This window comes from Clostridia bacterium, assembly GCA_036562685.1.
Classification (GTDB): Bacteria; Bacillota; Clostridia; order Christensenellales; family DUVY01; genus DUVY01.
In genome coordinates, this window is the sequence record DATCJR010000017.1 from 1 (window position 1) to 11,285 (window position 11,285).

Consider the following 11,285-nt stretch of genomic DNA (forward strand, 5'->3'; position numbering starts at 1 on the left):
GAATTATATTCATCATAATGCACCCAAAACAAGATATGTGTATTATTATGTAAAATCAAAAAAATTAGTGCGGATCTCCTGCTTTATGTCCCATACTATCATCTTAATAATTAATAACAAAATTTGTTATAAAGTTGATTATATAATAGATTACAACAATATTTTTGTCAAGTGTATATTATACAATGTGTTGCTTTTTGAAATTATTTATTTTACCTATTGTACTTATGAAATTAAATTAATTGAGCATTAAATTAACCATTCTCTTAAAAAAGCTTATCTTCAGGTGTCGTTTTGAAATAAAATATTCAATAAGTTTAATACTTAGAATTCAATTTTATGGCATAATTCTCTGTTCATACACAAACTTCTGCTAATAATCTTTTCATATTTTAAATTTACAGCATTTTTGTCAGACTATAATAATCCCTTTTTTTCTTTATTTATTGTTGCTTATGCTCCCAATGCCACAACTAGATCTTGATTAGAAAAGTAAAAGCCATTTTTAACGAAATGCCCCCCCATCAACATACATCATCTCTTCGCGATCCATTTCCACTACCTTAAAAAGATTGACCCTTTATTGCAGGGCCATAAAAGTTATTTTTCGTAATAATCTTTCAATTTATCTTCTTTGGTTTTGGACTTATTAGCAGTAAACATGTCGTAAACCTGATAGAATATAAAAAACAAGAAATAAACACCTATTGCAATATAAGAAAACAAGAAAAAGACTTTAAAATATTGTGCCAAAATGACAAATACTACAAGCACTACCGCAAGAATAACGGTAGCAATAATCCAAATTTTTTTATACTTATTGGGAGTTGTTTGCGCCATCTTACATACCTCCTATAGCCTGTTTCTTTTTCTCTAAAATGATTATACTCAAAACAGATATTTGATATGTCTTAGATGAAAAGAAATGTTGTTAATATTATTATAAAATATAAAATTAAATTTGTCAATATGTCAATACTCAGCAAAAAAGACCTATTGCTTAAGTTTTTTATGCATTATAAACCTTAGAATATTTTTTTACATAATTTGTAGATATTCCCAAGATCCAATAAACTTATAGTCATCGGTTTCTAAATAGCAAGACAAATACTTGCCGTCTATTGTATCTACAATTGTTTCAAAGTTCTCTACAAAATAAATTCTATCTGATGTTATAATTGCAAGCCTACCATTATAACAAAAAATATTATATATAACCGATTTTGATATTTTTTCTAATGAGTACACCTCTTTTTTGGATACATCAACTATATAATTAAAGCCATATGATAAATTTTCATTAATAGTTTTCATTAATGAAAAGTCTCTTTTTGCTTCCCATAGGTTTTCAATTTCTATTAAACAATTATTTTCTATCAAATATTTCCCATAAGATGATTTTATAATAGATGAATTATTAATATTAATAATCGTATAAAAAAGATATAATTCATTGCCAACAATCTTATGCAAGCTATAATGAGATAAAATATTTTTTTCTAAAACAAATTTTAGTGGAATATAGTCAATTTGCATGGTTTCATAAGCAATCTTAACCAATTCAAGTTCCAAATTTTTGTTTTTAAAAACACTTGCAATACAATAAATTACTTTATTTGCTTTGTCAAAAATAAAATCATCATCCGTATTGCCGTTAATAGACTTTAAATTAAATCTTTTTATTAACTCAAAATTATCATAATTATAAATTGCAAAGCCACCTATTGTGTTTTTGACTATGATTATACCCAAATCATCATCAAAAAGCATTTGATTAGGATGTTTTAAATTATCAAGAACTTTGATTTTTTTTAATTTATTAGCGACATCAAAGATCTTCACTTTACTGCCTATACAATACAATAAAGACCTCTTTTGATCAAGCATTAGATCATGTACTGATATTTTAATAACCTTTTCCATTTTTATTACCATCAAGAAAATACATTCATTATAGAAAGCAAAACTTTTAAAACAACTAAAGTACTGTTAACTGCAAAAGTTTTCCATCTTTCTTATAAAAACATGCATTGACAGAACTACAATAGTTATTAGTATGTAATTTAGCATGAAATCTTTGCTTTAAAGATACTATGTTCCTTTCATCAGTTTCTGGATCAATATTTACAGATCTTAAAACTTTTCATGCTGATTCAGCCTTGTCAGCATTTTTTGCAACAATATGATGTTTATTAATTTTGATGACTTAGTCAATTTTTCCCACCAATTTGCCATCGCACTTTTAGCTGCTTTAAAAAAATCTGTTATTGCGTCATAGATATTTTCTAATACATATTCAATTTCTTTAGGATAAAAAATTAATAAAAAAGCTAAACATACAAGTGCGGTTATTAATTATAATTAAAAGTATTTGATGTTAATTCTTCTTTTTCATTGTAATTAAAAGAAAAATCAAAATTATTTCCTTTAATTCCTGTTATAGTATCATCATCAGTTATTGTATATGTTGTTGTTGAACCAGTAATCAGATTGATTTCTTTTGCTAATTCTTCAGAATATATATATTTAAAAGCAATATTGTCGTTATAAGAAACAGAAGAATAGCGATTAAAATCATCATAAGCATATTCTACATACTGACCATTAGCATATGTTGTTTTAATTAAATATTATTTATATCATATTGGTTTTCGTACTGTTTTTGACCGTTAACAGTTCCATATAAAAAGTTATCATCATCATATGTAAATTGATAAATAATACCAATACCATTATTGTCAATATATATTAAATTGCCGTTTTCATCGTAATTATATTCATTAATAACATTTTGAGAAGTACTAAGATTAGATTTTGAAGATAATCCTATTAATTTTAAAATTTTACAATATTATAAACAAGTATTGTTATTGTGTCAATAGTTATACAAAAAAACATATTTTTTGATTGTAAAAAACAGCGGTAGAAACTACCGCTGTTTTGACTTTTAAAATCAATTTTTTTAGATACTCTTTAATAAAGAAGATGCCGTTGATACAAACTCTTGCATTTGCTCAATCTGATTATTTTCTATAAATTCTACTATTTTAGAACCGATTATTATGCCGTCAAAATATTTGCCAAGTTCTTTTATATGTTCGATTTTTGATATGCCAAAACCTACCGCTTTTGGCAAAGAAATCGAACCATATATATTATGCAAGTTGTGGTCTATTGATTCCCTTGCTCCGGTAACGCCAAAAGAACTTATGCAATACACAAAACCAGACGCTTTTTTGGTAATCATCTCTATTCTTGATTCAGATGTAGGTGCAACTAAAGGGATATAATCTATACCATGTTTTTGCGCACTAGGTTCAAATTCCGCACTCTCTTCATAAGACACATCAGGCAAAATTATTCCATCACCGCCTATTGCATTTAATTTTTCAAAGAACCTGTCTATTCCATAACAGAATACGGTGTTAGCATACGCCATAATAACTATTGGTATTTGACTGACTTTTCGTATCTTTTGAACCAATTCTAAATAATCATCAGTAATATAATTATTTTTTAGCGCTCTGCAGCCGGCTTTCATTATTGCGCTGCCGTCTGCCGACGGATCTGAAAATGGAATACCCAATTCAATAATGCCCGCTCCTGCCTTTTCAAGCTTCAAAACATAATCAAGCGTTGAATCAAGATCGGGATCTCCAGCCATTATATATGTTATCAAAACCTTGCCTTTTTCAAAAGCTTCGCTTATTCTACTCATAAAGCATATCTCCTTTATATCTTGCTATATGCGCAACGTCCTTATCTCCTCGGCCCGAAAGATTGCAAACAATTATCTCATCCTTAGACATTTTGGGTGCTTGTTCCAAAACATAAGCTAGCGCGTGCGAACTCTCTATAGCTGGAATAATTCCTTCCGTTCTTGATAACACTTCAAAAGCATTGATCGCTTGGTCGTCTGTAACTGCATAATACTCAGCTCTGCCGATATCTCTCAAATAACAGTGTTCAGGCCCAACGCCAGGATAATCCAGTCCTGCTGAAATTGAATAAACTGGCGCAATATTGCCTTGTTCATTTTGGACGAAATAAGCTTTCATTCCATGGAAAATTCCTTGAGTGCCTTTGGTCAAGGTAGCCGCATGTAAATCAGTATCCACACCTTTTCCTGCAGCTTCCAATCCGACAAGTCTTACTGATTTGTTTTCCAAAAATTCATAAAAAGCACCTATTGCATTGCTTCCGCCGCCTACACAAGCGCAAACAATATCCGGAAGCCTGCCTTCAGCTTGAAAAATCTGCTCCTTAATTTCTGCACTTATAACTTTTTGGAAATCTCTAACCATTTTTGGATAAGGATAAGGTCCCATGGCAGAGCCTATGACATAATAAGTATCCTGAATCCTTGCCACCCATTCTTTCATGGCTTCATTAACCGCATCTTTTAATGTCTGTGTTCCGCTTGTTACTGCTACCACTTCTGCGCCCAATAATTTCATGCGATAGACATTAAGTGCTTGACGGATTGTATCTTCCTTTCCCATAAAAATAGTGCATTGCATACCAAACAACGCAGCAACCGTAGCCGTAGCGACTCCATGCTGTCCTGCACCCGTTTCTGCGATAACACGCTTTTTGCCCATTCGCTTAGCCAAAATAACCTGACCTAAAACATTGTTGATCTTATGGGACCCCGTATGATTAAGGTCTTCACGCTTTAGATAAATCTTGGCTCCGCCCAAGTCTTGAGTTAGCTTTGTTGCGTAATACAATAGTGAAGGTCTGCCGGCGTATTTTTGCAACAATTCATTATATTCTGTCCAAAAAGATGGATCGCTGCTTATTTTTTCATACTCCTCAGACAGTTCGTTTAGCGCAGACATTACAGTTTCGCCTACATACTGACCGCCAAAAATTCCAAACCTTGTCTTATCCATTTCGCACCGCCTTTATTAATTCTTTTATTAAAACTTCATCTTTATTTCCGTTTCTTTCCGCGCCGCTGCTTATATCTATACAATAAGGCTTTTTTGTAAGCGCCTTATTGATATTGTCAATATTGATTCCGCCTGCCAAAAAAGTATTATGTAAATCAAAATCAATCAAATCCCAATCAAAACTTTGTCCGCTTCCGCCTTTGTGGTTATCAAGCATAATATAATCGCTTTTTAAAAAGGCAGGAATATGAGCTTTTATCATATATGCTTTTATAACCTGACAGCCTAATTTTTTTACACTGTCTATATAATTTTGATCTTCTTCTCCATGCAGCTGGACAATATCAACGACACCCATATCGACTGCTCTAACTATTTCGTCTTTATTGGAATTTTGAAAAACCCCAACTGCTTTTATACCCTTATTCAATCTTTGCTTAAAAGCTTTTGCTTCACTTATTGATACATACCTTTTAGAATTAGGAACAAACACAAATCCAACATAATCTGGCATATAGGTGTTGACAATGTCTATATCATCATGTGTTCTTAATCCGCAAAGTTTGATTTTGGTCATAATGTTTATACCCTTAGGCTTTTTAACAAATCGCTGATTTTTGCACTTCTTGAAAACGCCGTTCCTATAAGCGCGGCATCTGCTCCCAAGGATTTTATATATCTTGCATCTTCTGGTGTTTTTATGCCGCTTTCAGAAACCTTTATATATTCGCTAGGAATGTATTTGATAAGCTTTTCTGTTGTAGTAATATCAACCAAAAAAGTCTTTAGATCTCGATTATTTATTCCTATAATATTAGCTCCTAAGTCCAGCGCCTTATCTAGTTCCTGTCTGTTATGTACTTCTACCAGTGCCTCAAGTCCAAGTTCTTTTGATAGACGATAAAATCTTTTTAGTTCATCATTATTTAAAATTCCACAAATAAGCAGTATAGCATCGGCGTTTATAACCGCTGTTTTTATAACGTCATATTCGTCCAAAATAAAGTCTTTTCTCAAAATAGGAAGATTAGATTTTTCTTTGAACTCTTTTATATAGCTTTCATCGCCCAAAAAATATTTTTTTTCTGTCAAAACACTTATAGCCGCCGCCTGCCCTTGAATCTGATCCAAAAAATAATCAATTTTTAAATCACTGTTGATCACTCCCTCAGAAGGCGAGGCTTTTTTGAATTCTGTGATTATATTCAGCTTATCATTGATTTTTAGATTTTTAAAAAACAGGTTGTCAGCTAAAGGTTTTTTAATATTAGCTTCCAAAATCTTCAGCGGCATGCATTCTTTTTCCTGAGCTATTTGCTTCCTTTTGTTATTTATAACCTGAGCTAACAAATCATTTATTGGTTGCATCTATAAATTCCTGTAATTTTTTATAAGCGTTTCCGCTGTCTATACTTTCTCTCGCCAATTCAACACAATCTTTAATAGATTTTTTAAGTACAGTCTTAATCGCAAGGGCGCTGTTCATAATAACAGTATCTCTAGGCGCGCCTTTTTCGCCCTGTAAAACTCTCAATGCAATTTGCTTATTGGCAGCAGCGTCTGCACCGATTATATCTTCTAGGTTGCAAGGACTAAATCCAAAATCTTTAGGAGTAAGCGTATAACTGATCACATCGCCGTCTCTTACTTCGCATATATAAGTCGTGCCGGCTGGATTAACTTCATCAAGACCATTTTCGCCATGAACAACTATTCCATGATCAACGCCTATCTTTCCTAACACCTCTGCAAAAGGCTTCAAAAGCGTACGGTCATATACACCTATAAGAGCATATTTTGTTGAAGCGGGGTTTGACAGCGGTCCCAAAATATTAAAAATAGTTCTTACACCCAGTTCACGCCTAACATTTCCAGCGAATTTCATAGAAGTGTGATAAACAGGCGCGTACAAAAACGCCAGATTAATGGAGTCATAGACTTGCTGCATTTTTTGATGTGGAATATCAATTTTTACACCTAATGCTTCAAAAACATCAGCACTTCCACATCTGCTGGATACTGACTTGTTGCCATGTTTTGCGACTTTTATATTGCAGCCTGCCGCTACCACTGCTGATACTGATGACACATTAAATGTATTAAGTCCGTCGCCGCCTGTACCTACTATATCTAAAGCATCAGCTGCATCAAACTTTATTGCCTTTTCACGCATTGCCAAAGCAGAACCTGCTATTTCATCAATTGATTCACCCTTTACTTTTAGTGCCGTAAGATAAGAAGCCAAAACAGTATCGCTTACTTCGCCGCTCATTATTTTTATCATTGCATCTCTTGCTTCGTCTTGTGTCAGATTATTTTTTTCTACTATTTTCTTTAAAAAATCTTTCATTATATAACCTCCAAAAAATTCTTGATTATCTTATTTCCGTATTCCGTCAATATAGATTCGGGATGAAATTGCAAACCGTAAACCTTATTGTTAGCATGTTCTATTCCCATAACTACACCGTCTTCATCAATAGCAGTTACAACCAAATCTTTAGGCAAATCCTCAACAATAAGCGAATGATATCGTCCGGCAAAAAACTCTTTGGGCAAACCTTGAAAAAGCTTGGAGTCTTTCAAAACCTTTATTACTGTCTTTTTTCCATGATAGATTTTTGAGGCACCAACAACTTTTCCGCCATATGTCAGCCCTATTGCCTGATGTCCAAGACAAATACCCAATATAGGAATGCGTTCGCCAAAATGCTTAATAATATCAATTATTATACCAGCATCTTTCGGATGTCCAGGACCTGGACTTATCACTATATGAGACGGATTCATCTTTTCTATATCAGATAAGGTTATTTGGTCATTTCTAGCTATCGTAATATCGGAATTAATTATAGCCATATACTGATATAAATTGTAAGTGAAGCTGTCATAATTGTCTATCAATAAAATCATTTTACTGCCTCGTCAACTGCGGCTAATACCGCTTTTGCTTTGTTTAAGGATTCTTCATACTCTTTTTCAGGATCACTGTCAAGTACAATTCCGCCGCCTGATTGAACACTGATTTTGTCCTTATATTTTACAATAGTGCGAATAGCAATACAGCAATCCATATTTCCGTTGTATCCAAAATAACAGATTGCTCCGCCATAGATGCCGCGTGCTGAAGGCTCAAGTTCGTCTATAATCTGCATTGCACGAATTTTGGGAGCGCCTGACAATGTGCCAGCAGGCAGCACTGCGCCCAAAGCATCTATTATATGAACTCCCTCTTTCAGCTTGCCTGCCACAACGCTAGTTAGGTGCATAACATGAGAAAACCTTTCTACGTTAAGATAATTTCTCACTTCTATACTGCCAATTTTGGATATCTTGCCTATGTCATTTCGCCCTAAATCAACCAGCATATCGTGTTCTGCTATTTCTTTAGGATCATTTAAAAGTTTTTGTTCCAAAAGCTTATCTTCCTCCTCTGTTATCCCACGTCTTGTCGTACCAGCTATTGGATAAGTGATAACCTCATCGCCAACAATATGAATAAGCGTTTCAGGCGAACACCCAGCGATTTCAAGTTCCTCTGTTTTTATATAATAAAGATAAGGAGAAGGATTGATACGTCTTAAACTTCTATAGACATCAAAAAGATTACCCTCAAAATTTGCACAAAATCTTTGAGAGGGTACTACCTGAAAAATATCGCCTTTTTTGATATATTCTTTTGCCTTTATAACATTATTAATATATCTTTCTTTGGTAATATTTGATTTAAAAACAGGCGGCTTGAAATTTTCTTTAGTAATCTTAACCTGAGATTGAATAATGTTTTCTAATTTTTCTAGCACAAACTGACATCTAGAATATTCTGTTTCAAAATCGCAGTCAGAATTAATATTGGCTATCAGATAAAGATATTGCTCATAATGGTCAAACACAATAAGTTCATCAAAAAACATAAGCTTGATATCAGGAAGATCATCTGTTTTGGGCGAATTGAACTTAATCGCGTTATCAAAATACTTGGCACTTTCATAGCCAAAATATCCGACAGCACCGCCTGTAAAGACGGGCAATCCATCAATGCGCGGAGAATTGTATTTATCAAACAAAATCTTCAAGCGTTCAATAGCATTATCATAAATCTCAACTTTGCCGTCTTGAATTTCTTTTAGCTTTCCGTCTTGTATTTCTACAGTTAATTTTGGATCAAGTCCCAAAAAAGAATATCTTGACCACCTTTTTTCTTTGACGCTTTCAAAAAGGTAATAATTATCGCTTACCTGTGCTATTTTTTGCAATAATAAAACAGGCGTGTAAAAATCCGCATAAATTTTTTTAAAAATAGGAACTTTGCCAAAACTTTGGCACAAATCAAAAATCTCTGCCTTATGCACTAAAACTGAACTCCTCTATTACTAATCTATACTTTACTAAACTAAAACTATAATAATAGTATATTCAGACAAAAGGTTGTTGTCAATATTTTTATATAAATTTATTATTTTTTTATAAAAATTTTATTTTATTAATCACCTATAAATTATTAATCACCTATAAAAAAAGCCTTTAATATCTAAAGGCTTTTTTTAGCTAAATGTTATGTATTAATTCTTATCGATTATAAGTTTTTTTCTAAAAACCAAAAGCGCTAAAGTCAATAAAGCAACCGCATAAAGCGAAACTACCAATAGTGGAATCAAAATCTTTGAAAATTGTCCGTTGATTGCATAAACAGCCAAATCTACAGCATGTGCAAAAGGAAAGATATATGCAACAGTTACAAACGCGCCTTTCATAATGCGAAGCGGAAAAAACATTCCGCCTAAGATTACCGCTAAATTTATTATAAGCGAAGAAATTCCACCAACCGCCTTATCTGAAAATACTGAGCCAATTAATATACCCAAAGCCAAAAACATAACTGCTGAAGGTATAAACACTATAATCGCCAATAGCAAATTGACGCTGATCTTAAGTCCAAAAATCATAGAGACCAAAAAGCAAATGATTACTTGAGCCATAGCAAGAGGCAGCATAGGCATCAAATATCCGAAAATGAAGTCTTTTGTAGTCATAGGTGTTGTTCTAAGTCTTGTTACAAAAGAAGAAGTGCGATCTTTCGAAATTAACATACCAATAAATAATGTGCAAAATGAAAAGCTGAATATAGTAATACTTGCAGCAAGATTGTCAATTTTAAATTGCGGCGTTGCATCTAAAACATTTTTGCCCATACTAAAAATCAGAATTTCAAAAAACAACAGCAAAACGATAGGAAATGCTATCAAAAATATTAGGCTTAGAGGATCTCTCAAGATTTCTTTTATATTTCTTTTTGCAAAAACCATTGCTTTCATATTTTTCAGTTCTCCTTTGTTGCCAATGCTACAAACGCTTCTTCAAAATCTGTCGTATGAGCCATTTCTTTTAGTTCTTGTGCGGAACCTTGTGCAACTAATTTGCCTTTTGCCATAATGCCAATTCTATCAGACAAGTTTTCAGCTTCTTCCATGTAATGCGTAGTCAAGATAATCGTAGTATTTCCTTTCAAGCTGCCGATGATTTTCCATAATTCATGCCTTGCTAGCACATCAAGCCCCAATGTAGGCTCATCCAAAAACAAAATCTTAGGACTTGTTACAAGCGCCATTGCAATGCTAAGCCGTCTTTGATATCCGCCGGATAAATTTTTGGCTTTTTTGCTTTCTAAATCAATTAGCTTTAATCTTGTTATAACCTCATCGGTTCTTTGTTTTAATTCTGCTTTCTCAAATCCATAAATCTCAGCTATTAATTCAATATTTTCTCTGACCGTAAGATTAGGAGCGACTGCTGTTTCTTGCGGTGATACGCCTATAAGCTGTTTGATTTTCTGAGCCTGTGTTTTGGGGTCATACCCCATAATTGAAATATCGCCTTGTGTAGGATTGATAAGACAAGACAGCATTTTTATAGTTGTTGTTTTGCCTGCGCCATTGACACCCAAAAGCGCATATAACTCTCCTTGCATAATTTCCAAACACAAGTCATTTACAGCGATAACATCACCAAATTGTTTTTTTAGTCTATCTGTTTTTATTGCTATCATTTTTTCTTACTCCAAAAATTTATTCATCTTTTTTATTAAGGATGCTGTCAGCCACCGCTTGAAAAATTTCAGTTTTTATCAATGCCAAACCACCTTGATTAATATCTCCAAGCATAAGCAAGCTGTCGCCCGGTTTTATATCAAACACCTCTCTAGCTTCTTTTGGAATAACAATCTGCCCTTTTTCTCCAACCTTACAAACTCCAAAAATATATCTGCCAGAATTCTCTTTCATTTTGACCTCATAATTAGATTAGTTATACTTTTCATACTTATTATACATTATAAATATTTTATACTCAAGAGCTTTTATATAAGAAATCATAAAAAAAAGGCAATAGTTT

The 11,285-nt window shown here is 33.0% G+C and carries 12 protein-coding genes; all 12 read right to left on the reverse strand.

All coding sequences use genetic code 11. The annotated features are described in order from the left end of the window. Nucleotides 1–600: 600 nt before the first annotated feature. The 12 genes from VIL26_00720 to VIL26_00775 all read right to left on the reverse strand — a co-directional run bounded on the left by VIL26_00720 (nt 601) and on the right by VIL26_00775 (nt 11,176). Nucleotides 601–840, reverse strand: a complete 240-nt coding sequence (locus VIL26_00720) for a hypothetical protein (GenBank protein HEY8389468.1) — start codon at nt 838–840, stop codon at nt 601–603. A 198-nt stretch (nt 841–1,038) separates the two neighbouring features. Next, nucleotides 1,039–1,923, reverse strand: a complete 885-nt coding sequence (locus tag VIL26_00725; GenBank protein HEY8389469.1) for a hypothetical protein — start codon at nt 1,921–1,923, stop codon at nt 1,039–1,041. A gap of 1,039 nt (nt 1,924–2,962) precedes the next feature. Beyond that, nucleotides 2,963–3,718 (reverse strand): tryptophan synthase subunit alpha, encoded by a 756-nt coding sequence (gene trpA / locus VIL26_00730; protein HEY8389470.1) that lies wholly within the window; start codon nt 3,716–3,718, stop codon nt 2,963–2,965. Beyond that, nucleotides 3,711–4,895 carry a tryptophan synthase subunit beta gene (gene trpB / locus VIL26_00735; GenBank protein HEY8389471.1) on the reverse strand — a complete coding sequence of 395 codons (1,185 nt, stop codon included), beginning with the start codon at nt 4,893–4,895 and terminating at the stop codon, nt 3,711–3,713. Before trpB ends, trpA begins: the two co-directional genes overlap by 8 nt. Next, nucleotides 4,888–5,472: a phosphoribosylanthranilate isomerase gene (locus VIL26_00740; GenBank protein HEY8389472.1), complete on the reverse strand. Its 585-nt coding sequence runs from the start codon at nt 5,470–5,472 to the stop codon at nt 4,888–4,890. The genes trpB and VIL26_00740 overlap by 8 nt, the downstream gene beginning before the upstream one ends. Before the next feature lie 5 nt (nt 5,473–5,477). Continuing rightward, nucleotides 5,478–6,263, reverse strand: coding sequence for an indole-3-glycerol phosphate synthase TrpC (gene trpC, locus VIL26_00745; protein ID HEY8389473.1), 786 nt, complete (start codon nt 6,261–6,263; stop codon nt 5,478–5,480). Then, entirely contained in the window at nt 6,247–7,245 is a 999-nt protein-coding gene (trpD, locus tag VIL26_00750; GenBank protein ID HEY8389474.1) for an anthranilate phosphoribosyltransferase, read from the reverse strand. The genes trpC and trpD overlap by 17 nt, the downstream gene beginning before the upstream one ends. Beyond that, the gene (locus tag VIL26_00755; protein HEY8389475.1) at nt 7,245–7,808 is read right to left on the reverse strand and encodes an aminodeoxychorismate/anthranilate synthase component II; all 564 of its coding nucleotides are present in this window, start codon (nt 7,806–7,808) and stop codon (nt 7,245–7,247) included. Before VIL26_00755 ends, trpD begins: the two co-directional genes overlap by 1 nt. Beyond that, on the reverse strand, nt 7,805–9,247 hold the full coding sequence (trpE, locus tag VIL26_00760) for an anthranilate synthase component I (GenBank protein ID HEY8389476.1): 1,443 nt from the start codon (nt 9,245–9,247) through the stop codon (nt 7,805–7,807). The genes VIL26_00755 and trpE overlap by 4 nt, the downstream gene beginning before the upstream one ends. 210 nt (nt 9,248–9,457) lie before the next feature. Next, nucleotides 9,458–10,210 carry an ABC transporter permease gene (locus VIL26_00765; protein HEY8389477.1) on the reverse strand — a complete coding sequence of 251 codons (753 nt, stop codon included), beginning with the start codon at nt 10,208–10,210 and terminating at the stop codon, nt 9,458–9,460. 5 nt (nt 10,211–10,215) lie between these two features. Next, nucleotides 10,216–10,941: an ABC transporter ATP-binding protein gene (locus VIL26_00770; protein HEY8389478.1), complete on the reverse strand. Its 726-nt coding sequence runs from the start codon at nt 10,939–10,941 to the stop codon at nt 10,216–10,218. A 19-nt stretch (nt 10,942–10,960) separates the two neighbouring features. Then, nucleotides 10,961–11,176, reverse strand: a complete 216-nt coding sequence (locus tag VIL26_00775; protein ID HEY8389479.1) for an AbrB/MazE/SpoVT family DNA-binding domain-containing protein — start codon at nt 11,174–11,176, stop codon at nt 10,961–10,963. Nucleotides 11,177–11,285 lie beyond the last annotated feature (109 nt).